Raw genomic sequence first — 23,228 nt, 5'->3', positions numbered from 1 at the left:
AGCGCGGCGCACAAGACTGCGCTTTTGAGTACGTACCCCATGCCAAGCCAATTCGTCCCCCGGGGATATCCCGCGAATATGCGTTAACACCGAAAGCCGGAAGCCAACAATGAATACCAAGTGCTCTTGGAAACTGCCTTTGATTGCCGTGGCGTTCCTGGCCGCCGTATTCCTTCTTTATTACGCCGGGCGTGGTCGCGAACCCGAGCCGACGATTTCATCCACGGACACACGCGCAACCGTAACGCGGGCCGAAGGCGCTCCCACAAGCCAGGTTTCCGAGACGCCGCGGATCGATGAACGGAATACACCCAGCCCAACGGTTGAAGACCCCGGCGCGATCCACGGCGTCGTATATCGCCCGGACGGTTCCCTGGCCGTTGGGGCGCGGGTTCAAGCGGTGTTCGTGCCGCGAAACTGGCCGCCGGAGGCGCCCCGTGGAGAGCCGCCTGCCGCCGTGGCCGGCGACTCCGGGGTGTTCACCCTCGAATCGCTGCCGCTGGGGTGGCATCTGTTGCAGGCCAACCTCGGCGGCGAAGCGGCGCAGGAGACTGTCCTGCTGGAACCCGGATCGCCCGTCGCGAACCGCGCGATTGTGTTGCATGCGTCCGGACCCATCGCGGGCGTGGTGCTGGATCCGGCGGGAACCCCCGTCGCGGATGCAATCCTGTCGCCGCTGCTGCACGGCGGCAAGCGCATCTCCCCGCACCTCGTGCGCGGCGCTTCGGTACGCAGCGATCCGGATGGCCGCTTCGAGTTTTCCTATGTCAGCCCCGGAACCTGGGATATCGAGGCGGTCGCGGAGGGCTATGCGCCAAAGCGGATCGCGGAGGTCGCGTCCGGCACGCCGGATCTGGAAATCCGGCTCGAACCCGGGCTGGCCATTGCCGGCGCCGTCACGCTGGATGGAGAACCCGTGGAAGGCGCGCGGCTCCTTCTCAAGGGGGACGAGACGCCGTCGCCGGAGATCGCGGCCAACAGCCGCGCGGATGGGCGATTCATCTTCGGCGCCGTGGGGCCGGGCGACTACCTGTTGAGCGCGCGGAAAGACGGCAACGTAATGTCCGCCGCCCCGCTTCAGCTGACCTTGTCAAACCGTCCGATCGAAGATCTCGCTATCGAATTGACGCCCGGCGGCATAGTCCGTGGCCGCGTCTTGGACCAGGAAAGCGGGGCGGGTATCCCGGGCGTGGAAGTCACCGCGATGCCCGAGGCGGGCCGCAGCTTTCGTATCGTCTCCAGCCCGAGCGCTGAAAACGGCGCCTATGAAATCACCGGCCTGTCCGCCGGGAACTACAGCCTGAACCCGGGCCGCGTGGCCGGCTTTCCCAATATTGGCGGATCGAGAAACTTCCCCACCGCCGGCGTGGAGCCCGGCATGATCCGCGAAGGCATCGACATTTTTCTCCTGCGCGGTATCACGGTAAGCGGGCGCGTCCTCGACGCCGCCGGCGAGCCGGTGGCCGGCGCGGATGTGCGCGGCAGGGCCCAAGGCTGGCAGGACATGGGCACGAGCGGGCCAGATGGCGCGTATACGCTGGCAAACATTCAGCCGGGGCAGGAAATTACCATCCAGGCGACCGCGGCGGGCGCGGCAAGCAGCGTCTATGGCCCGCTGTTCGTTCCGCCGGAGGGGCTTGACGGGATCGACCTGGCGCTGGATGTGCCGCGGGACGGCCTTATCGCAGGCATGGTCGTGGACAGCCGCAATCGGCCCGTCGTCGCGCGGATGGCGGCCATAACGTCGGAAAAAGGGCACTTCGCCGTGCCCAACGCCACGCATACCGGCCCAGACGGGCGCTTCGTGTTTCCAAACATGCCCCCGGGCGCCTACGAATTGACCGCGACCCCGGGGCACGGCGAACAACAGACCCTGATGGCGCTCACCCTGAAGCCCGGCCAGCAAGTGAGGGATCTCCGCCTGATCTACAAAGGCGGTGACCTGCTGGAAATTTCCGGAACGACCGTCGACCAGGACGGCGCCCCTGTAATCGGAGCCTCCGTAACGCTGATGAAGGAATTGGGCGAACGCCAGTACCTGATGCAGTCCGGCACGCGATCGGGACCCGGCGGCGCATTCAGGTTTGCCGGCCTGTCGGAGGGAAACTACCGCCTCACGGCATCGCTCCAGGGCCACCCCACGAATCCTGGTGAACTGGTCTCCGCCGGCGACAGCGGCGTGGTGCTGGTGGTAAGCGGTATGGCCCGGTTGCGCGGGGTCGTCCTGCGCCCGGACGGACAGCCTGTAACCGCGTTCGAGGCCGCAGCCGTCGGGCGCGGCGCGATTCCAGGCGCCTACGGCGCCATGAACGCCGCCTGGAAGAGCTTCGCCAACGAGCACGGCGCTTTCGAACTCACCGTGGAAGCCGGCAGCCACGACATCGTCGCGCGCGCGCAGGGATACGCGGTGGGGCGCGCGCACCCGCCCGCTGCGCGGCCAGGCGGGCTGCAAGACGACATCGTCATCACGCTGACGCCCCGCGAAGCGGTTCAAGGCCGAGTAATCGGCCCAGGCGGCGCGGGCGTGGGCGGCGCCTTCGTCTTCCACGGGCCGCTGCCTCGAAACGCCATGGTTATGGCCAGCCACGCGCCCGCAACCTCCGGGCCGGACGGCGCCTTCTCCCTCCACGCCCCCGAACCCGGAAAGCCCCTGCACCTGAGCGCAATTCACCCGGTGGAAGGCGTGGGAGAGATTCTGCTCGCGAACACAGACGCGCCATTCGAAATCCAGTTGGTGTCCGCTGCGGAACTGCACGTCGCCGTCACACAGGATGGCCAGCCCGTGTCCCGCGCGATGGTGACGCTGACCTTCGACTCAGGGCCGGAAACAATCTTCACAAACGATGAGGGCGTGGCGCGCCGGCCAAATGCGCCGCCCGGACCCGTCCACATTCAGGCCCACAACGCGGATCGCTCGGCCAGCTCCACCGAAACCGAAGCGGAACTCATCTCCGGCCACGAGACCCGCGTGGAACTCGCACTCGACTGACAAAACGCCACGACGCAACAAGCCGCGAGGCCGCGTGGTCTTCTTTAGTCACCGCGAACCCCTGCCGCCCCTGCCGCCCCTGCCGCCCCTGCCGCCCCTGCCGTCCCTGCCGTCCCTGCCGTCCCTGCCGTCAACTGTCAACTGTCAACTGTCAACTGTCAACTGTCCACGCCCCACCACTTGTAAAACCGCCGCGCACGGGCTATGCTTAGCGCGGGGCCGCGCGAAAACGCGCCGGAGCCCGTGGACGCAGCCCGGAGGGGAAATTCCGACGTGTCGCCCGAACCCGCACCCGAACGCATGAGCATCCGCCCCGGTCGCGCGCAGATCCGCACGGCCTTCCAGCTTGCGGCCTACATCCGCCCCGTGCGCATCGCGGATCCGGGAGAAGTCCTCCGGGACTCCCGGCAGATCATCCTCGACTGGCTCCAGGGCAAATTCCCGGTGGACCTGCCGCCCGAGGCCTTCGCGGGCGAACCCTTCGAGTGCGACGAACACGGCCAGAAGCTGTCCGCCGCGCCCGTCCCCGAGGAGGGCGTGTGGGCCGTTCGCCTCGAACAGCCGGACGCCCCCCTGGCGGGGCAGGCCGCCGTGCCCGGGCGCACATGGACCACCGACATCGCCCTGCGCCGCGTGGAGAACCGGCTTTCCTTCGGCGTGCGCGTGCAGTGCGCCTCGCTGGACTACGCCCGCGATCCCATCACCCTGACCCGCCCCCGGGTCGTTGTGGACCTCGCGGCGCGCTTCCCGCTGGCCGAAGCGCGCCTGATCAACGGGCGCCCGTGGCATCTGGAAAACTTCGCCGCCCTGCAGGACTTCGAGGACTTCCTGCTGGACCCCACGCGCAATATGCCCGCCGTGCTCCTGACGCAGTCCGCCCGCGACGGCGCGCCCGCGTTCTTCATCGACCCGGAGAACCTCGCGAGCCACGTGCAGGGCTTCGCCTACGTCGCCACGCTCCCGCCGCACCTCGAGATGCACTGGTCCGACTTGGCGGGCGAGACCTGGGCCGCCGGACGCGGCGCCGTGCGCACCTACATGCCGGGGCTCGACTACGATGAGGACACGGCGGCCATGCACCCGCTCGCGCGCCCGGAGAAGATCCGGCGCTGGCGCCACGAAGACTACCGCGGCGAGCACGCGGGCCCAACGGCTTTCGAGCGCTTCCTCGTAGCGCGCCTGCGGGAACACGCCGCGAACAAACGGGTGAACTGGCGCGACTGCATATTCGTGCCGGAGGCGCGGACGATCCGCGCGGCCTATATCCGCAGACAAGGCGAGGACGGAGAGGCCTGGCGCGAACTCTACGAAAACGAAATCGAGGCCCTCCGGGAGCAGGCGCGGGAAGCCCGGGACGAGTCCGAAACGGCCATGGCGCTTGCCGAGACCGCTGAGCACGAGCGGGACTATTTCCGCGAGGAAAACGCGCGGCTCCGTGCGTACAACGAATCCCTGCGCGCCACACTGGCCACGCAGAATCTGCCGGAACCCGCCGCGGAGCGTCCCCTGCCCACGGAATATCGGGAGCTGGCGACCTGGATTGGCGAGCGCTTCGTGGGCCGCCTCGAACTGCACCCGCGCGCGGCACGCGCCCTGAAAAAAGCGGAGTACGACGACATCGGTCGCGTCTGCGCGGCGTTGGAACTGCTGGCCGGCCCCTACCGCGACATGCGCCTCGGCCACAACGGCGCGAACAAGCGCTGGGAGGACGGGCTGATGCGGCAGGGGCTGGAATGTAGCGGTTCCCTGCGAAAGCACCGCGCGGGCGAAGAGGGGGAGACCTATTTCGTGGACTACCCGCCACACTCGGGGTCGCGCCAGTTCCTCGAATCCCACCTCAAGCGCGGTAACGCCCGCGAGGCCATACATTGCCTGCGCATTTACTTCTTCTGGCACGAAGAGTCGCAACAGGTTATCGTCGGATGGCTCCCCAGCCATCTCGATACCCGCGCCACCTGACGCGCCCGGGCGAAGGGTCAGGCCATTACAAGTCCCGGCTCGGGCGCCGGATTGCAGATCGGGCAGAGCCCGCGAAAGATCACCTGGGCCTCGTCCACCGCAAAGCCCGGCCCGGGAAGGGACGCCTCGAGACAGGGCTTGGCATTCACCGCGCACGGCACATCGTAGATCTCGCCGCACTGCCGGCAGACAAAGTGGTGGTGCCACCGGTCATAGACTTCGTAGTAGGCCCGGCCCGGCCCCGCGTCGCACAGCATGATCAGCCCGCACTTGGTCAGGTCGTTCAACACGTTGAACACCGACGCCCGGGAAAGCCCCGCCCCCTGGACGGCCAGCCGCTGCACCAGATCGTCGGCGCTGTGGTGGCCGCCCAGGGTTTCAAGCAGCTTGAACACCTGAACGCGCGGGCCCGTGACCCGGAGTCCGGCCGTCCGGATCCGGTCTTCCACGGACACGGCGTCTATTTGTTTTCCGCCTGCAACATCCACAACGTTTTCTCCAGACCCGCCGCCGCGCCAATCAACAGATCGGCGCTGACCGGGTCGAGCTTTTCGGCTACCTCTATCCGAGCGCGGATACGCTTGACCACCGCGACTATCCGCTCGCTCAGCGCCGTCACCAGATCGCCCTTCTGGATGAAGTCCGCCGGCAAGGGCTCCACACCCGTGTGCTCGGCCACATACTGTACCTGACCGCGCGGCAATTCGCCCACCGCAAGCATGCGCTCGGCCGTCTCGTCGATCAAGGTGGCCAGTTCGGCGCCCAGTTCGTCCATGTATCCGTGGAAGGATCGGAACTCGCGGCCGACCACGGCCCAGTGGGCCTGCCGCGCCACGGACGCCAGACTGATATAGTCTACCACGGTCTCTTGAAGGGGTGCGGCCACCTGCCGGGCGATATCTTCGGGAAGGGTTTGAGAATGCAGTTTCATATTTCAGAACCTCCTTTGTTTGGACTGAATCTAATATAACATGCCCCAGCGCTTTTGTCAACTGCCCGATGACCAGGCGGTGGAATCGTGTTGGCGGCATTGAGGCGGCCGAAAGGTAGCGTGGAAGGGAAGCGGGAATCTTGCCTACCCGATATACATCGCTTATCCTTATTATTGTGTTTATTCCGCATATATTTCAATAATATCTCGTTTTAAGCCTCTATCGGTTCAACCGACACCGTCCTGGTGCGAGCCTGAAGGTATCCAAAATCATCGATATCGACGACATCCTGAATCGGTACCCCTGACTGTACTGCACTTGGCCGAATTCCTTGAAAATCGACATTTCATGTTGCCGACCTACTTATCGGTAAGTACCCCATTGACAAAAAGTGCCGATTCCATAATAATAGGGCTGAGCGAGGCGAATTCGGCTCCAGCTTTGGGGGCGTTGTAGTCGGCCTTGGACCGAAAGGAGGTGAATACTCAGCAAAGCGCCATCGAAGGCGTACCGGTCCGCCGGTGGGTTCAGCCTGACCGGATAATTCCGTGGTCATCATTGGTTTTACACTGTGTTCAACTGGAACTTATGCAAGGAACGAGAGTAATGAAACGCAAAGGCTTTACTTTGATCGAGTTGCTGGTGGTCATCGCGATCATCGGCATTCTCGCCGCGATTCTGCTTCCCGCGCTGGCGCGCGCCCGCGAGGCCGCGCGGCGCGCGAGCTGCCAGAATAACCTGAAGCAGTTGGGGTTGGTATTCAAGATGTACGCCAACGAGTCTACGGGCGAAAAGTTTCCGCGTATCGCCCAGGCTCAGGGCAAACCGGGCTACAACTGCAACGTGACCCCGGGCGTGCCGAACGCGCAGTTGCCCTTCACCGGTCGAGGCCGTACGGCGTACTTCGCGCAGCCCGATCACATTTTTCCCGAGTACCTGACCGATGCGAACGTCATTGTTTGCCCGTCGGAACCGGATCCCGGCCTGGTGAATAACCCGACCACGGGCGAACCCTGGCTGCACATCCCGTGCAACTCGTTCAGCCTGTCCAATTATGGCGGCCAGGCGGCCGGCTGGGCAGCGGCGGACGAGAGCTATTACTACATGGGCTGGCTGCTCGATCAAGCGGACGCCGAAAACGTACCCGGCGCCGTGCTGGTGGCCTTCGGCAGCGCGCCGCCTCCCGCGGGCACCATGATCTCCGGCCAGATTCTGGGTGCGTTCGCATACATCGCAGGCGTTCATGCGACGATTCCGACCGGCTCCGCCAACGAAGTCAATTACAATCTCCAGGCGGCGAAATTTGATTCGGACATCAACCTCTGCGGTACGGAAGTGAACGCTATAGCGGGCGCGCTGGGCGTTTCACTGTGCAACCAGAACTTCGGCAGCGGCGGTTCGGGCAACACCATCCTGCGCCTCCGTGAAGGCGTCGAGCGCTTCCTGATCACGGACATCAACAATCCGGGCGCGTCCGCGCAGGCCCAGAGCCAGATTCCGATGGTGAGCGACCTCATGGGTACGGTGCCGGAACTGTACAACCACATTCCCGGCGGCTCCAACATCCTCTACATGGATGGCCACGTGGCGTTCGAAAAGTATCCCGGTAAGGACTTCACTTCCCCCGCGATGGCGTGGGTGGTTGGCGCGGCCGGCTGATCGGTCTGCCTTGCGCGATTTCGCGGCTGGACGCCCCCGGGCGTCCAGCCGCTTTTTTTTCGCTATTCCTCGCCCAGGTGAACCGGGCTGCCGCCCCGGCGGCTGTGCAGCGCCTTTTCCCGCTCGGCCAACATGCGGTTGGCGATCTTGCGCACCTGGAGCCGGAGCCACATGGCGGTTTGGCTGTGGCTGGTGTAGTCGGCGGGGCCGTAGGCGTCTACGCGGTCCGCGTGAAGCAGATCCACGACCTGGGCAAACTGGGATTCCGATTCCTGCTGGAAAACCGCATACGCGAGGCCGCCGTGCTTGCGCACCACGGAAAAACTCGGGATATCGCTCGGGCCATCCGCCACGTAGATCATGTTCTTCATGGGCACGCGCCGGTCTTCCTCGGGAATGAGGTCATTCACCGACACGCCCTTGAGCTTGTGCACCCCCTTGTTGATTTCGAAGATGGCGCGGGTCTTCGTCGTGTTATCCAGAAAGCCGGCGATCTGTGAAATCGGCCCGGATCCGGGCATTCCGTCCAGGTCTTCGCCGGGCCGCGCGGGCGCTTCGATGAATTCCGAGGCCCAGATGCCGCTCAGGTAATCGGCAATGCGGGAACCGCGGATCATTTCCGCGATCCCCGTGCTCACCACGTAGTGCTCGAGCCGCAAGTCGCCCTCCTGGTACTCCGGCGCGAGCAAAATATCCTTCAGCTCCCCGAAGAGCTGCGGGATCCCGGGGAAGAACTCGATTTCAGCCCCGAGTTCGCGCAGGCGCGCGTTGGTGAGATCGGGCATGATGCCCTCCTTCACATACGTGAGGAGATGGCCAAGATAACAGGTGTCGGGATGCAGGTGCACCCCGGCGCGCTGGTAGAAGGCGGGGAGCCGGTTCACCTCTTTCCAGAACTGCTTCTCGTTCACGCCGTACGCACGAAAAAGCGGCGCCTGCATGTACTGCGGGGTCAGGGTCTTGTCGAAGTCCCAGATAATCGCAATGATGTTCTGAAGAAAGAGGCCCTTGTCGCTCATCGGCGGGATCCTTGTGAAGTGTTATCGGGTCGCATTACGGTAGCGCACGCCCGACTACGCTTCAAGCCCGGCCGCGTCGCGCCGCCGCGACCGCGTCACACGTCTGTGGGATCGACGGCGCTCAGAATCTCGAGCACGCGGTCCGGCGCCAGTTCGTCATCCACCATCTCGGCCGCGACGACATCGGGGTAGAGCACCTCGGCGCCGAGCTTCGCGAACCAGGCGTTTCGTTCGACCGCGCCCGGAAAATGGCGGGCCGCCCAGGGACTGAGATAGCCCATGCCCCCGACGCTCTGCAACACGGTGTGGGCGTGCAGGATAAACGCGCCCCGCTGGAAGCTATCGAACAGCGGCGCCATCTCGGGCGCGTCGAAATTGTCGGCGAAGGGCTGCCCGTGGGCGTTAAGCTCGGTGCCAACCATGACCGGCAGGTTGCGATCGCTCGCGATGCGCACGACATGGTGAAGGGCTTCCACTTTTTTCGCGCGCACCGCCGGATCGGCGATGTTCCAGTTGCGATCAGGAATGATGTTCAGCGCGGCGGCGCCCTTGCCCATCGCCAGGTCCAGCAACTCCTCGATGGCCTGTTCCCCGTCCGAAAGGCCATCGAGCCAGGTGTGCATGGGAAAGCCGCCCGACTCGACCGCGAACTGGTTCACCTGCTCCATCCGGGGGAAGTCCGCGCCATCCGGCTGGACATACCCCACGCCGCCGGACTTCATGGTCTTGGAGCGGATGAGCCCCTGAAGCGCGGGCCCGTCATCGAGAATTGCCGCAATCTTCTCCACCGGCGTATCGAGCTTCTTCGCCCAGTAGGCGGCGCGGTCGGCGGGATCGGGAAACGCGGCTTTCGCCCGGGCGTCGTATGCCGCGCATACATGCCGCTCGGTCGCGTTGCCGTTCGGCGTAAGCGGCAGCACATCGGCCTCGAAATCCAGGGCGGTGGCGTCGAGCAGGGTATTCACGCGCTCGACCAGATTGCGGGTGCGCCCGGCGGAGATCCGCTTGAGCTCGTGCACCAGGGCGCCGTCCGAAACGTTGGAGGTCGTAAGCCCGGACGCCATGTAGTAACAGATGCCCGGCTCGCCGGGAGAATTGATGACCCGGTCGGCGAATTCCGGAATGAAGATGCGGGTTTCCATGCCCGCGCCGGCGCGGATGCCCAGCAGCTTGCAGGCGGAGAGGAATTCGTCCACGCCGTCCACCACGTCAAAGTCAACGATACCCAGCGCGGACAGCCCTTTACACCGGGCGATCCAGGCGAGGGCTGTGGGTGAATAGCCGTAGCCGTTGAAGGAGAAAAAGGAGTGGCAGTGCAGGTTAAAGGCCCGGGTTGGTTCCGGCAGTTCAATGAGGCCGTCCGCGGCAAGATCGAGCAGCGCATCGAGCGCCTCCTCGCGCTTTTCGGCGGAGAAATCATTCAACTGGGCTTCGAGCGCGTCGCGGTTTGCGGACATGGAAACAGAACCTCGTGTGGGGATTATGTGTGGAATCACGCGCCACTGATCGGGCGCGTGGAGCGAACCGGTATTGTACCGTGTCCCGGGCGCCGGAATCATCCGCCGCGCTGAACCGCGCATTGAAGGCCGCGCGGCGTCTGGTGTATATCGGGGGCAGGAGATAGTCTGGAGGGTAGCCCCATGTTTCTTAACTTGGCCGTTGGCGGGCGTGAGAACAGCCATGCGCCGTTCCTCGCGCAGGCCCGCTGCTCCGAGGGGGAAGAATCAAAGCGCATGGGAATTTCGGCAACCGCATCGTTATTGAATCCCTATCCTCCCACAGCCGAACTATACCGCCCATAAGTGCCGGCCTGTTTCTGACCGCTTTCCTGGTGTACATCGCCGCACTGATTGCCCTGAGCGTCCGCCTCTCCCGCCGGCAGGCATCGGGGGAAGATTTTCTGCTCGGCGATCGCCGCGTGCCGCTTTTTCTCATGCTCGGCACCACCGTCGCCACGATGGTGGGCACCGGGTCGAGCATGGGCGCGATCGGTAAAGGGTACAGCGACGGCTGGGCCGGTTCCCTCTATGGCATCGGCGGCGCGGCGGGCATCCTGCTGCTGGCGGCGCTGTTTGGTCATGTGCGGAGGTACAATTTCATGACCTTTGCGGAGGAGATCGCTTTTTATTACGGCGCCAACAAGACCCTCAAAAGCCTGATCGCCCTGATCATGGTGCTTGCCTCGGCGGGCTGGCTTGGGGCGCACATCCTGGGCGGCGGCATGTACCTGGCCTGGGTTGTGGGCATCGACCTGCTCTACGCCAAGATCATCGTCGCCCTGGGATTTGGGGTTTATGTCGTTATCGGCGGCTACATGGCGGTGGTGTGGACCGACACCTTGCAGGCCGTCGTTTTGTTTGTGGGCTTCTTGCTCATTGCGGGCATGGCCGTCGCGGGGACAGGCGGATTCAGCGGAGTGGTCGACTTTGCGCAGCCGGAGCAATTTGCTTTTCTTCGGGGCGGGCAATTGTTGCCCTCGGCGTCACTGGCGTTCGCCATTTTTGTGGGCGTGATGGCCACCCCGGCATTTCGCCAGCGCATCTATTCGTCCGACTCCGAACAGACGGTCAAGAGGAGCTTTTACCTGAGCGGCCTCCTGTATCTTCTTTTTTCCTTCATTCCCGCCATCATCGGCATGGCCGCTTTCCAACTCGACCCCGGCCTCGAAAACGCCAATTTCGCCTTCCCCTTCGTCGCCTCGGAGGTGCTGCCCGCCGGCCTGGGTCTCGCAGTCCTGATCGCCGGGCTGAGCGCCACCCTGTCTTCAGCCAGTTCGGATGTCATTGCGGCGGTGTCCATCCTGCTGCGCGACGTATGGATCCTGTTTGCCGGTCGCATGCCCGCCCGCGAAAAGGCCGTCGCCGCGTCGCGCTGGGGTGTGGCGGGCATTACCGGACTGGCGCTGCTCTTTACCCTCGCCGCCACCGGCATCATCGACTACATCCAGTACATGATATCGCTGGTGCTGAGCGGCCTGTTTGTCTGCGCCATGATGGGCCGGTACTGGAAGCGGGCCACCTGGCAGGGCGGTATCGCCGCCTTGGCCGGTGGCGCCCTCTGCGCCATTGTAGTCCTGAACGTGCCCGCCTGGATCGCTTTCTGGGGCAACCCCAGCATACCGGCCGTGATTTGCGCGGCGCTGGCGGGGGTGCTGGGCAGCTACCTCAGCCCGCCCAATGCCGTACCGCCGGCGGAGGCGCTCGACATCCTGGCAAGAGAGCGCGCCGAGATGGAGATGCGGGGGGAGTGAAGAAATGGATCATCCGGTTTGAGCGTACGGGACTATTCACAGGCGTTTCTCCGTGCCCGAATTATCCGGAACCGCCAATGTATGCTGGTTGGGGCCTCTGTCGGAGTAATCGTATCGACTGGTCTTTCGGCCCGAAGGGCCAGTGCAGCTCCCAGCCCTGGGCAACGCCCGGGGAACACGGGGACACCACGTTCCCCGCCCTGAAAGGGCAGCGCAGTGGTGATCCAGTCCAGCGTTTCTGAAGTTCAACTGTGCTGCCCTTTCAGGGCGTACAACAAACCCGCCGCTCAAACCCCGGGCGTTGCCCGGGGCTGAAAACTGCGTTGGCCCTTCGGGCCGAAAGAATGCGTTTCTGCTGCCGAGTATACCGTCTGCGCTACAGACAAGCTCCAGAGAATCTTCTATCCGCTCATAGCATCGCCGCCCGGAAAAGAGAACCCAGCAAACTACTCCTATTTGCCGCCATCGTTGCCGATGTACCCTCAAACCGGATGAGCCACAGGAATGCCGGGCTATATCGCCATGGCATCGATATCCCCCACCGGATCGCCGTGCTTTCGCGCCTTCACAATCAACTCGCCCCGGGCGATGTACGCGTGGTCAAGGATTTCAAAACCCCGCGCCCGCAACGCGCTGGTGAGCGTCTCGAATGTATAGGGGTTCACGTGCTCCTGCCCATAGGCGTCCGGCACGACCCGGTCGTATACCCACTCCGTCACGCGCCATTCCCACCGCCCGTAGTCCGGCGTGCCGATGATCAACTCTCCGCCGGGCCGCAGCACCCGCGCGAACTCGTCGAGCAGCGCGCCGCCCTCGTCCGGAATGTGTTCGATGACCTGCGAATTCACGATGGTCCCCACGGTGGCATCGGCAAACGGCAGCCGGCAACCATCGGCCTGGAGCCGCGGCTTCCCGGACCGCCGCTGGAAGCGGAGCTTCCCCAGGTGCATATCCACCCCCACGGCGCCGGGCGGCAGCATCCCCAGGATTCGCGAACTCCCGCACCCCACATCGATAAGCGGGAGCTCACCGGCGGTGAAGCGCAGAATATGATGGACCCGCCGGTGGTGCCACCAGCGCTGCAACGGAATCCGGCTTCGGTAGGCGCGCCAGTCGTAATCGGGAAAGGTGCAGGAATTTCGTATGCGCCACATCTGGTGGAAGAGCCGGCAGTACTCGATGCCGAACAGGATGACGCGCGCGTTGGAGACGCCGTGGTCGCGGGGTGCGTATTGGAATGGGATTTCTGCGACGTCGCGCCCGTCCCGTAGCGCGTGGAGGAGGACTTCCACAAGCATCACGAAACTCGTGTATTTTGGCTCAAACCGACGAAAAACGCGGCTGTGATACAGTCGAAAACCGCTGGAAAGATCCGACGCAGGCAAATCCAGACCAATCCGAAAAAACGCGTTGAGCAGCTTGCTCAGACACAACCGGATAAAGGGCTGATCCGCGCTGCCGCCGACCGTATAGCGCGAGGCGATGATCAGATCCGCGCGCTCCCGCGCATGCCAGAGGTCGGAAATAAACCGTGCGGGATGTGAATGATCCGCGTCCATGGTCAGAATATACCTACCGAGGGCATGGCGCGCGCCGGTCAATATGGCGTTGCCATATCCTGTTCCCTGTTCCGCCAGGTATCGGGCGCCATGCGAGGCGACAATATCCGGCGCGCCATCGTCCGACGCCGCATCGACGACCAGGATCTCGGCGTGAATATCGAGTTCCCGCAGGGCCTCCTGAAGGGCGGGCAACAACGCGTCGAGGTTCGGCCCTTCGTTCTTGCTGGGTATGATGATCGATAGGTCGATGGCGGCGTTTTGGGTGGTGCGTGACATGGCGCACACTCTACCATGAGTGCGGTCTCGGGATCCGCCCGGGCCTGTTATACTGGATTATATTCTTTCGTTGCGGCGCCACTCGGGCATGCCCCGGGCGAAACCGCCGCCACTGTGGAGGCTTTGCAGGATGCGTATCGCCGAACTCCGCCGCCGGGCGCCGCTGGCCCTGATATTTGTGCTGGGTCTCGCCCCGGGCGCCTGGGCGCAGGGCCAACCCGATCCCGGCACGGGCGCGCCCGCCCTCGAAGGCGATTACGAGACGCCCCCGGTGCTGAACGCGGCGGACCTGCTCCCGGAGTACCTCCTGACGGGGGAGTTGTTCACCGTGGACCCCGAGGTTCGCAACGATGGCGCGACCAACCACTACGTGATCCGGTCGCCGCTGGGCGACGCCGAGGCATTGGGAAAAGACGCGCTGATCGTGGCTATCCAGGAGTTGCGCGCGCTGGACCTGCTTCAGGATACGCCCAAGCGCACCGGGGCCCTCGTGGGGTTCAACTACAGCATGAAGCAGCTCGCGTCAGCGCCGTACCGAAAGCTGAAGCGGGTTGTATTTGACCCGCTGTATGCGATCGAGGCGGTGCCCAGCGAAATCGCGGACTACGCGGGGAAACTTGCGGCGGCGGGTGACCTGTTCGAGTACGGGCCGCGGGTGTACATCCGCCGGAGCCTGGGGATAGATGGCGCGCGGAAGCTGCTTGCCCGACGGCTGAATGTGGATGACGATACGGACAACGCGGCCCTGCGCGACGAGTTAAGACGAGTCGGGTGGGGCGTGTGGATGGGCGGCCTGGTTCCCGAGGTGGGCGACGCCTATGTGGATATAACCTATGATCTCAGCACCGAGGTGGGAAACATCGGCGACGGCAACCTGGGCCGGGCCGTGGCCGCGCTCCGGAAGGACGTGTTTCCGCGCACGGCGCGGCGCATGCTCCGAAAAATCGACGTGCCGCGCGGCATGATTCAGGAGTTCCGGAATCACCCGCATTTCAGTGGACGGATGCGCGAGGGCGTCGCCGAGGCGTTGCGCGCGATGCCGGGCGTGGCGGATCGGGCGGCGTTTGTGGACTGGGCCAACACGATTGACAGCGCGGAATACGCACGGACCGCCGTGCGGCTCGCGCAGGTGCTCGCGCTGCACCACAACGGCGCCGAGCCCCTGGAACGCCTCCAGCACTGGGATGGCGTCCTGGTCTTCGAGATTGAGGACGGCCCCGTGGTCGCCCCCATGATTCAGGACTACCTTATCTGGACGCGCGAAGCGGATATCCATTTCTCCATGGCTTCGGAGATGGGGCGGGACTTCGCGCCCGACGCGCCTTTCGCGGTGTGGACGATGGGAGACTTTTCTCCGCGCCTGAAGCACGAGCTGGCCGCGCGCGACGTCGCGTTTCGGGTCGAGGTGGACGAGGACTACGGCCGCTTCGTGCGCCAGCGCAAGGGCCTCGGCCGCCTCGAACAGCGCTACGAGGATCGGATTGCCAACCCGATCAAACAGCAGGTCCGCGAGCGCCTGGACACGGAGGGCCGGCAGCGCCTCACCCTCCCGCCGCTCGGGCCGCAGTCCGCGACGACTCCGCCCCCCGGGTCCCCGGCGGGCCAGGTTTCCCGCCCATCCGCCCCCTCCGGATCGGTGAGGCCCGTCACGGCGCGGGGGGACCACGCGCCCGCGCACGCGGCGCATCCCGCGGGCTATCCGACGGCGGAAAAAGTCCGGATGCGGCTCAACCGGTAGCCGGGGTTGTGGCCGGTTGTGGGTCTACCGCGATTGAATGACCCGCGCGTACGTGGCGCACGTCTGCTCGGCGCAGCGCCGCCACGTGAATTCGGAGGCGCGGCGCAGTCCGGAGACGGACAGCCGCGCGCGCGCTTCATCGTCGAGGCAGATCGCGCGGATCGCCCGGGAAAGGGCCGCCTCATCGTTGGGATCGACCAGCACCGCCGCGTCGCCGGCGACCTCGGGCAGGCTGGAACAGTCGGCGGTTATCACGGGCGCGCCGCACGCCATCGCTTCGAGCACGGGAAGGCCGAAGCCCTCGTAGCGGCTCGGCCAGACAAAGGCGCGCGCGCCGCTGAGGAGCGCGGGCAGGTCCGCGTCTGGAATAAACCCGGTCAGCAGGATGCGTTCCCGGTGGCGCGCGGCGCGGATTGCTTCATGCAGGCCCGACGTCTTCCATCCCGCGCGGCCGGCGATCACCAGCGCGTCGGGAATGTCCTTCGCCGCGGCGTCCCACGCGCGAACGAGGGCGGCCAGGTTCTTGCGCGGCTCCAGGGTGCCCGTGTAGAGCACGAAGCGTTCCGGGAGTCCATGCCGCGCGCGCGCGGCGGCAATCTCCTCCACGGGCGCCGGGCGAAATCGATCGCTGGCGGCGAGCGGAACCACGTCAATGCGATCGCGCGGGATACCCATGTACGCCGCCACGTCGCCGGCGGTCGCCTCCGAATCGGCGATGATGCGCCCCGCGCGCCGCGCGCTCCGAAGCCCCGCCCAGCGGTAATAGCGCGCGCGTTCCCACCGGAACCATTCCGGATGCCGCATGAAAATGCAATCGTGGACCGTCAACACGACGTTGTCCCCCCCGTCCAGCGGGCCGATGCTGGCGGGGTAGTGCACAATGTCAAAGCGGTCGCGGGCCCGCTGCGCCGCCCGCTCCAGGGCAAGCCGGTTCCAGAGTCCGCGCCGCTGCGGGACGAGATCCACGCGATCGGCCCAGCTGGGCGCGGGCGCCCGCTCCGGCCACCACACGGTAAGTTCGGGCGGGTTCTCGAGCGCTAGCAGGTGCGGGATGAGCTCCTCCACGTAGCGGCCCGTGCCACTCTGGTTGCCAGCCTGCATGGCGTTGAACAGGACGCGCATCAGCGCACGGCCTCGTAGCCGCCCGGGACGCCCCGGGGCGAAAGCACCATCTGCCAGACGTTGTTGTAGCGCGCGCGGAAGGAGCCCGCGGTGTAGTGCAAAAAGTAACGCCACATGCGGTAGAAGCGATCGCCATACTGATCGCGCAGTTCGGGCCAGTGGCGGTCGAAATTCTCCCACCACGCCAACAGCGTCCGGTCGTAGTCCGCGCCGATGTTGTGCACATCCTCCAGGACCAGCCGCCGCTCCAGCGCCGCGCCGAGCTGGCTGGGCGTCGGCGTCATGCCATTGGGAAAGATGTATTTCGTGACCCACGGATCGCCCCGGCGCACCGGATAGCGCCCCACGATGCTGTGTACGAGCGCCAGGCCGTCCGGCGTGAGCCACCCGCGCACGCGGTCCATGTACGCCGCGTAGTTCTTGACGCCGACATGCTCCAGCATGCCGATGGAGACGACCCGGTCCCACTGGCCGTTGCAGTCGCGGTAGTCCTGGAGATGAATGCGGACCGGATGCCCCGCGCAGCGCGCTTCCGCCAGCGCCCGCTGCTCGACCGAGATGGTGATGCCGTCCACCTCCACCCCGTACCGTTCCGCCGCGAAGGCCGCAAAGGATCCCCAGCCACACCCGACATCCAGAACGCGCATGCCCGGTTGCAGCCCCAGTTTGCGGCAGACCAGGTCCAGCTTGTGTTCCTGGGCGGTCGCCAGATCCGCCGCGTTCTTCCAGTAGGCACAGGAATAGACCATGCGCGGGTCGAGCATCTTCTCGAAAAGATTGTTCCCGAGATCGTAGTGCCGCTCCGCCACCTCCCGCGCGCGCGATCGGCGCTGGGGGTTTTCGAGATGGGCCCGCAGCACCGGTATGATCACGCGCCACCAGTCCACGCGATCGGTGAAATCGGCGCGAAGCACCCGGTTAAACAGCTCCGCCAGGTCGTCGCAATCCCAATCGCCGTCCATATAGCTTTCGCCCAGGCCGAGGCGGCCCTCCCGCAGAAAGCGGCGGTAGACCCGCGGATCGTGCACGCGAAGATCCCAGGGACGATCGCCGTTCTCGCGGATGTCCACCGTCGCCAGCAGGTCCCGCACCGTATCCCGGGGCGAGCCGGCGGCGCGAAACACGATTGGGGCCTGACCATGATGTTCCATTCTGTACCGTACCTCCCAACCCAAAGCAACAACTAAACCCGATTGAACCCGACGAAGGCCTATCCTTATATCGACCGCCGGGCGCCCGGCGCAACGTGCCCGGCGACTGCGCGGGACCGGGGCGGTTGGCTCAGGGCAATCGAATTCAAACGTCCTGCCCGAGCCGAGCGCCATACGAACCACCTGAAATGTAAAAAAGAGCGCGTGTTGGAGCGCTGGCATCCTTGCCGGCAAAGATGCCGGCGCTCCAACACGCTCACTTTCATTGATTCAAGGCTCCAAATCAACTCAAGTTTACGCCCAAATACCTTGATCGGGCTTAAATGATTGCCCTGGCAGTTGGCTTGACACACCCTCGGGCGTATGTTAGACTTGGGTCAGCTGTTAGCACTCGAACAGGATGAGTGCTAAACCCAGGTACCCCGCCATGACGGATGTGCGCGATCTCAATGAACGTGAACAGCTTATACTGCAGGCCGTTGTAAACAGCTATATTCTGTCGGCCGAGCCCGTAGGCTCTCGCTCCGTGGTAAAGCGATTCGATCTCGGGCTCAGCCCGGCCACGGTCCGCAACGTGATGGCGGATTTGGAGGAGCTGGGGTTTCTCCAGCAAATCCACACCAGTTCGGGGCGAATTCCCACGGACGCCGGGTACCGCTACTATGTGAATTATCTCATGCAGGTGCATGAACTTACGATTCGCGAGCGGAGCCGCATCGAGGAGGAATTCACCGAACGGCTCAGCGACGCGGACGATGTGTTGCGGCATACGAGCCAGCTCCTGGCGCTGATCTCCAATCAGGCGGGGCTGGCCGAGGCGCCCAGCGACGATCACGCGTATGTGAAACGCCTGGAGGTTATGCAGGTCGGGCCCGAGCGGGTCGCGATCCTGATAGTGGACAACTACAGCCGGGTTCGGACGCTTACCGTCCAGTTGAAAGAGGGGATTTATCCCGAAGAGTTACAGAAGCTTACGCAGTTCTTGAATGATCACTTGTATGGCGCGCGGCTTGACGGGCTTGCGAAGACTATCGAAAGCCGGCTCAAGGACTTCCTGGACGAACAGCGCAAGATTGCCGAGTTGGCGCTCAGGGTGCTTGGTCTGGCGCCGCCCCAGCGGCCGGCGCAACTGTACCTGGAGGGCGCGTCGCACTTGTTTGATCAGCCTGAATTCCAGGACCTGGGCAAGGCGCGCGAGGTGCTGGGCCTGATGGAGGAGCGCACTGTTCTGCTGGACATGCTCCGCCACGCGCTCTCCGATCGGGATCGGGTCAACAGTTCGATTCATATCGGGCGCATCGAGGGCGCGTCCGGCCTGGACGACATCAGCGTGATTGCGTCGCCCTATTACTGTAAGGGCGAGCCGGTCGGCATGATCGGCGTGCTGGGGCCGCGCCGGATGCCCTATTCGCGGCTCACCGCCATAGTGGACTACACGGCCGGCATGGTCGGGCGGATACTGACGCGCCTGTCGCAATGAGCCCGCGCAATGTCCCCTACTCCCCGGCAGGACGCCGGTCAACAGAAGAGTTGTAATGAAGAAGCGCAAGAAGAAGAAAGCCATGGAGTTGAACGAGAAACTGGAAACTCGGCGGGAAGCGCCGCTGGACGAGGAAGCGCCCGGCGAAGCCGCGCCCGAGCCGGAATCCGAGGACGAGACCATCCCCGAAGCCGAGATATCGGAAGCGGGCGAGGGCGAGAACGTACTGAGCGCGGCGGAAGCCGCGCTGGAAGCGCTGGAGCGCGAGCGCGACGAGTTGAAGGATCAGTTGCTGCGCGCGCGGGCGGAATTCGACAACTACCGCAAGCGGATGTTGCGCGAGGGCGAGCAGCTCCGGAAAACGGCCGCCCAGGGCCTGATGCGCAGCCTGCTGCCGATTGTTGACAATCTGGAACGCGCGTTGAGCCATGCCGACATCAAGAGCGACGGCTTCGCGCAGGGCGTCGAGATGATTGTGAAGCAGTTTTCGAATGTATTGGCGGATCAGGGCCTGGAACCGATCCCGTCGGTCGGCGAAAACTTTGATCCAAACGTACACGAGGCGCTGACGCACCAGCCCTCGGACCAGTATCCGGCGGACACGGTGATGGAAGAATTCCAGCGCGGCTACCGCCTGGGCGACTACGTGCTCCGGCCAAGCCAGGTCGTGGTGAGCAGCGGCGCCCCGGCGCCCGTCACGCCCCTTGAACCGGACGAAGTCAGGGCGGGTGACGCGCCGGGCGGCGGCGAGCCGTAATCGCGCGTCCCGGCGGGCGCTGAACCCCGGTTGATATACATGCTAAACTTACAAACCCGGCTCGGGATGAATCCGAAGGAGGCTGAGAAACCATGGGCAAAGTAATTGGAATTGACTTGGGCACCACCAATTCCTGCGTAGCGGTGATGGAAGGCGGTGAGCCCGTTGTCATCGCCAATTCCGAGGGAAACCGCACCACGCCATCGGTGGTTGCGTTCAACAAGGACGGCGAGCGGTTGATCGGCGCCGTGGCCAAGCGCCAGGCGGTAACCAACCCGACCAACACCATCTTCTCGATCAAGCGATTCATGGGCCGCCGGCACGATGAAGTGAAGGAAGAGGAAAAGATCGTGCCGTACAAGGTCGGCGAGACCTCCTCGGGCGACTGCCAGGTCGAAATCATGGGCGAGAGCTACCGCCCGCCGGAGATTTCCGCCATGATCCTTCAGAAGATGAAGGAGACGGCGGAATCCTACCTGGGGACGACGGTGACCCAGGCGGTCGTCACGGTGCCCGCGTATTTCAACGACGCGCAGCGCCAGGCGACGAAAGACGCGGGCCGGATCGCGGGCCTCGAAGTGCTGCGGATCATCAATGAGCCCACCGCGGCGGCGCTGGCCTACGGCCTGGAGCGGAAGAAGGACGAGAAGGTGGCGGTGTATGACCTCGGCGGCGGGACCTTCGATATCTCCATTCTCGCGATCGGCGACGACAGCTTCGAGGTGCTGAGCACGAGCGGCGACACGCACCTGGGCGGCGACGACTTCGACCAGGTCATCATCAATTGGCTGGCCGAGGAATTCCAGAAGGAGCAGGGCATCGACCTGCGCAAGGACCCCATGGCCCTCCAGCGGCTGAAGGAAGGCGCCGAAAAGGCCAAGTGCGAGCTTTCGAGCGCGATGAGCACGGACGTCAACCTGCCGTTCATCACGGCGGACGCGTCGGGCCCGAAGCACCTGAACTACACGCTGACGCGCGCCAGGTTCGAGCAGCTGGCCGACCACCTTCTCCAGCGGAGCAAGAACCCCTGCTTCCGCGCGCTGGAAGACGCCGGCCTGAGCGCCTCCGACATCGACGAAGTCATTCTCGTCGGGGGCATGACCCGCATGCCCGCCGTCGGCAAGGTGGTGGAGAGCATCTTCGGCAAGGCGCCCCACCGCGGGGTGAACCCGGACGAAGTCGTGGCGATCGGCGCGGCGATCCAGGCCGGTGTGCTCTCCGGCGACGTCAAGGATGTGCTCCTGCTCGACGTCACCCCGCTGTCGCTCGGCATTGAAACGCTCGGCGGCGTCTGCACGAAGCTGATCGACCGGAACACCACCATCCCGGTGACGAAGCGGCAGATCTTCTCGACTGCGGCGGACAACCAGACGGCGGTCACGATCCACGTGCTGCAGGGCGAACGCGAGATGGCGTCGGACAACCGCACGCTGGCGCGCTTCGACCTGATGGGCATTCCGTCGGCGCCGCGCGGCATCCCGCAGATCGAAGTTTCCTTCGACCTCGACGCCAACGGCATCTTTCACGCCTCGGCGAAGGACCTGGCGACCGGCAAGGAACAGAAGATCAAGATCGAGACCTCCAGCGGATTGTCGGAGGACGAGATCAACAAGATGGTGAGCGAGGCCGAGGTCCACGCGGACGAGGACAAGGCCAAGAAGAAGAAGATCGAAACGCGAAACAACGCCGACAGCCTGGTGTACCAGACGGAAAAGCTGCTCAGCGAAAACGCGGACAAGATCGGGGCGGCGGAGAAAAGCGAGGTGGAGGCCGCCATCGCGGGCGTGAAGAAGGCGCTGGAAGGCGAAGACACGGCGGCTATTGAAGCCGCGGCCGAGAACCTGACGAAAGCCTCCCACAAACTCGCCGAGGCCATGTACAAGGCGGGCGGCGCGGGCGGCCAGGACGGCGGCGCGGCCCCGGGTCAGGCCGGCGCGGCGGAAGGCCCCGCTGACGACGCCGGCGACACGGTGGACGCCGACTTCACCGTGGTGGACGACGACGACAAGAACAAGTAGCGCTTGACACGCACTTGGTGTAGACTTGCCCATGGCCGGCCGCGCGCGGGCCATGGGTTTACCTTCTACAACGTGTCCTGGAACCGGAATCCATGCCAAAATCGACTGACCTATACGAAATTCTCGGCGTTGACCGGTCCGCCACGCAGGAGCAAATCCGCAAGGCCTACCTGAAACTCGCCCACAAGTACCACCCGGACAAGACCGGGGGCGACAAGGAGGCGGAAGAGAAGCTCAAGCAGATCAACGCCGCGTACGACGTGCTCAAGAGCCCCGACAAACGCGCCCAGTACGACCGCTTCGGATCCGCCGACGGCCAGGGCTTCAGCGGCTTCGGGGGCCAGGGCTTCGGCGGCGGGGGCGGGGGCGGCTTCGAGGCGCCATTCGAAGATTTCTTCGACATGCTCTTCGGCCAGGGCGGCAAGCGCGGGCCGGGTGGCTCCCAGGCGGGCAACGACCTCGAACTGCGCCTCTCCATTACGCTGGAGGACGCCGCGTTCGGCACGAAAAAGAAAATCCGCTACAACCGCCGGGAAGCGTGCGGCGACTGCAAGGGATCCGGCGCCGCCCCGGGATCCCGGCCGGAAACCTGCCCCCACTGCCACGGCGCGGGCCAGGTGCGCGTCGCCCACGGCTTTTTCAGCGTGACCCGCACCTGCCCCCACTGCCAGGGCGCGGGCAAAACGATTTCCAAGCCTTGCGGCGCGTGCAACGGCAAGGGCCAGACCAAAGGCACGCGCGAACTTTCCGTGGACGTGCCCGCCGGTGTCGATTCCGGATCGCGGCTGCGCGTCACGGGGGAGGGAGAAGCGGGCCACGGCGGCGGTCGGCGGGGCGACCTGTACATCTTCATCGAGGTCCAGAAACACCCGTTTTTCGAGCGCGACGGCGCCACCATCCACTGCGAGATACCGGTGACCTTCAGCCAGGCCGCGCTCGGGGCCTCCGTGCGGGTACCCACCCTCGAAGGCGAGGCGGAGCTCAAGATCCCCGCCGGCGCCCAGACGGGCGCCCAGCTCCGATTGCGCGGGCTGGGTATGCCGGATCTGCGCGGCTACCGCCAGGGCGACCAGATCGTGCGGATCGTCGTGGAGACGCCCCAGAAGCTTTCGAAAAAACAACGCGACCTGCTGCGCGAGTTCGACGAGCAATCGGATTCCCGAACGTACCCGCTTTGTGACAAGTTCACGCACGACGCGGAAAAAAGCCAGCGGCAATAGCGCGGCCCCACGGCCCGGCCGCGCATGCCCGGGGCGCGGGAAGTGCGCATGGAATTGTTAAACGGCGTAAACAGCTGTATAGCGATTCCGTTGATA

The 23,228-nt window shown here is 64.7% G+C and carries 16 protein-coding genes; 9 read left to right on the top strand and 7 right to left on the bottom strand.

All coding sequences use genetic code 11. The annotated features are described in order from the left end of the window. The first annotated feature begins 109 nt into the window (after window positions 1–109). Both KF886_14870 and KF886_14865 read left to right on the top strand, forming a co-directional pair. A complete protein-coding gene (locus KF886_14870; protein ID MBX3178640.1) occupies window positions 110–2,989 on the top strand; it encodes a carboxypeptidase regulatory-like domain-containing protein in 2,880 nt (959 codons plus the stop codon). Between the two features lie 273 nt (window positions 2,990–3,262). Further along, entirely contained in the window at window positions 3,263–4,948 is a 1,686-nt protein-coding gene (locus KF886_14865; protein ID MBX3178639.1) for a hypothetical protein, read from the top strand. A 17-nt stretch (window positions 4,949–4,965) separates the two neighbouring features. Here the strand turns inward: KF886_14865 and KF886_14860 are convergent, their stop codons facing one another. Then, window positions 4,966–5,412: a transcriptional repressor gene (locus KF886_14860; GenBank protein MBX3178638.1), complete on the bottom strand. Its 447-nt coding sequence runs from the start codon at window positions 5,410–5,412 to the stop codon at window positions 4,966–4,968. Next, window positions 5,409–5,879: a DNA starvation/stationary phase protection protein gene (locus KF886_14855; GenBank protein MBX3178637.1), complete on the bottom strand. Its 471-nt coding sequence runs from the start codon at window positions 5,877–5,879 to the stop codon at window positions 5,409–5,411. The genes KF886_14860 and KF886_14855 overlap by 4 nt, the downstream gene beginning before the upstream one ends. Window positions 5,880–6,486: 607 nt before the next feature. On the opposite strand from KF886_14855, the gene KF886_14850 reads away from it, so the two are divergent. Further along, window positions 6,487–7,539: a DUF1559 domain-containing protein gene (locus KF886_14850; GenBank protein MBX3178636.1), complete on the top strand. Its 1,053-nt coding sequence runs from the start codon at window positions 6,487–6,489 to the stop codon at window positions 7,537–7,539. A 62-nt stretch (window positions 7,540–7,601) separates the two neighbouring features. On the opposite strand, the gene KF886_14845 is transcribed toward KF886_14850, so the two are convergent. Beyond that, window positions 7,602–8,558 carry a haloacid dehalogenase-like hydrolase gene (locus tag KF886_14845; protein ID MBX3178635.1) on the bottom strand — a complete coding sequence of 319 codons (957 nt, stop codon included), beginning with the start codon at window positions 8,556–8,558 and terminating at the stop codon, window positions 7,602–7,604. 95 nt (window positions 8,559–8,653) lie between these two features. Beyond that, window positions 8,654–10,015, bottom strand: coding sequence for a hypothetical protein (locus tag KF886_14840; protein ID MBX3178634.1), 1,362 nt, complete (start codon window positions 10,013–10,015; stop codon window positions 8,654–8,656). 341 nt (window positions 10,016–10,356) lie between these two features. Between KF886_14840 and KF886_14835 the strand changes: the two genes are divergently transcribed. Further along, window positions 10,357–11,808, top strand: a complete 1,452-nt coding sequence (locus KF886_14835) for a sodium:solute symporter family protein (protein MBX3178633.1) — start codon at window positions 10,357–10,359, stop codon at window positions 11,806–11,808. A 512-nt stretch (window positions 11,809–12,320) separates the two neighbouring features. Here KF886_14835 and KF886_14830 read toward each other — a convergent pair. Continuing rightward, a complete protein-coding gene (locus tag KF886_14830; GenBank protein ID MBX3178632.1) occupies window positions 12,321–13,646 on the bottom strand; it encodes a glycosyltransferase in 1,326 nt (441 codons plus the stop codon). 130 nt (window positions 13,647–13,776) lie between these two features. Here KF886_14830 and KF886_14825 point away from each other — a divergent pair, with 130 nt between their 5' ends. Continuing rightward, window positions 13,777–15,384, top strand: a complete 1,608-nt coding sequence (locus KF886_14825; GenBank protein MBX3178631.1) for a hypothetical protein — start codon at window positions 13,777–13,779, stop codon at window positions 15,382–15,384. Window positions 15,385–15,408: 24 nt separating this feature from the next. Here KF886_14825 and KF886_14820 read toward each other — a convergent pair whose 3' ends face one another. Together KF886_14820 and cfa are read right to left on the bottom strand one after the other, a co-directional pair. Beyond that, a complete protein-coding gene (locus KF886_14820) occupies window positions 15,409–16,506 on the bottom strand; it encodes a glycosyltransferase family 4 protein (protein MBX3178630.1) in 1,098 nt (365 codons plus the stop codon). Next, on the bottom strand, window positions 16,506–17,657 hold the full coding sequence (gene cfa / locus KF886_14815) for a cyclopropane fatty acyl phospholipid synthase (protein ID MBX3178629.1): 1,152 nt from the start codon (window positions 17,655–17,657) through the stop codon (window positions 16,506–16,508). Before cfa ends, KF886_14820 begins: the two co-directional genes overlap by 1 nt. Before the next feature lie 427 nt (window positions 17,658–18,084). Between cfa and hrcA the strand changes: the two genes are divergently transcribed. From hrcA to dnaJ, 4 genes are all read left to right on the top strand, one after another. After that, window positions 18,085–19,137: a heat-inducible transcription repressor HrcA gene (hrcA, locus tag KF886_14810; GenBank protein ID MBX3178628.1), complete on the top strand. Its 1,053-nt coding sequence runs from the start codon at window positions 18,085–18,087 to the stop codon at window positions 19,135–19,137. 55 nt (window positions 19,138–19,192) lie between these two features. Further along, on the top strand, window positions 19,193–19,894 hold the full coding sequence (gene grpE / locus KF886_14805) for a nucleotide exchange factor GrpE (protein ID MBX3178627.1): 702 nt from the start codon (window positions 19,193–19,195) through the stop codon (window positions 19,892–19,894). 92 nt (window positions 19,895–19,986) lie between these two features. Beyond that, window positions 19,987–21,912: a molecular chaperone DnaK gene (gene dnaK, locus KF886_14800; GenBank protein MBX3178626.1), complete on the top strand. Its 1,926-nt coding sequence runs from the start codon at window positions 19,987–19,989 to the stop codon at window positions 21,910–21,912. Window positions 21,913–22,004: 92 nt separating this feature from the next. Further along, the gene (gene dnaJ, locus KF886_14795) at window positions 22,005–23,132 is read left to right on the top strand and encodes a molecular chaperone DnaJ (GenBank protein MBX3178625.1); all 1,128 of its coding nucleotides are present in this window, start codon (window positions 22,005–22,007) and stop codon (window positions 23,130–23,132) included. Window positions 23,133–23,228 lie beyond the last annotated feature (96 nt).

The sequence above is a fragment of the Candidatus Hydrogenedentota bacterium genome, assembly GCA_019637335.1.
GTDB lineage: Bacteria > Hydrogenedentota > Hydrogenedentia > Hydrogenedentales > JAEUWI01 > JAEUWI01.
The sequence above is the reverse complement of the archived record's forward strand: the minus strand, read 5'-3'. Positions and strand labels throughout refer to the sequence as shown.

Bases quoted from the DNA above. Each gene is read 5' to 3' on its own strand.
- KF886_14825 (MBX3178631.1), top strand. From the start codon at position 13,777: ATGCGTATCGCCGAACTCCGCCGCCGGGCGCCGCTGGCCCTGATATTT.
- KF886_14820 (MBX3178630.1), bottom strand. From the start codon at position 16,506: ATGCGCGTCCTGTTCAACGCCATGCAGGCTGGCAACCAGAGTGGCACG.
- dnaK (MBX3178626.1), top strand. From the start codon at position 19,987: ATGGGCAAAGTAATTGGAATTGACTTGGGCACCACCAATTCCTGCGTA.
- KF886_14850 (MBX3178636.1), top strand. From the start codon at position 6,487: ATGAAACGCAAAGGCTTTACTTTGATCGAGTTGCTGGTGGTCATCGCG.
- KF886_14830 (MBX3178632.1), bottom strand. From the start codon at position 13,646: ATGTCACGCACCACCCAAAACGCCGCCATCGACCTATCGATCATCATA.
- dnaJ (MBX3178625.1), top strand. From the start codon at position 22,005: ATGCCAAAATCGACTGACCTATACGAAATTCTCGGCGTTGACCGGTCC.
- KF886_14870 (MBX3178640.1), top strand. From the start codon at position 110: ATGAATACCAAGTGCTCTTGGAAACTGCCTTTGATTGCCGTGGCGTTC.
- hrcA (MBX3178628.1), top strand. From the start codon at position 18,085: ATGACGGATGTGCGCGATCTCAATGAACGTGAACAGCTTATACTGCAG.
- KF886_14855 (MBX3178637.1), bottom strand. From the start codon at position 5,879: ATGAAACTGCATTCTCAAACCCTTCCCGAAGATATCGCCCGGCAGGTG.
- KF886_14845 (MBX3178635.1), bottom strand. From the start codon at position 8,558: ATGAGCGACAAGGGCCTCTTTCTTCAGAACATCATTGCGATTATCTGG.
- cfa (MBX3178629.1), bottom strand. From the start codon at position 17,657: ATGGAACATCATGGTCAGGCCCCAATCGTGTTTCGCGCCGCCGGCTCG.
- KF886_14840 (MBX3178634.1), bottom strand. From the start codon at position 10,015: ATGTCCGCAAACCGCGACGCGCTCGAAGCCCAGTTGAATGATTTCTCC.
- grpE (MBX3178627.1), top strand. From the start codon at position 19,193: ATGAAGAAGCGCAAGAAGAAGAAAGCCATGGAGTTGAACGAGAAACTG.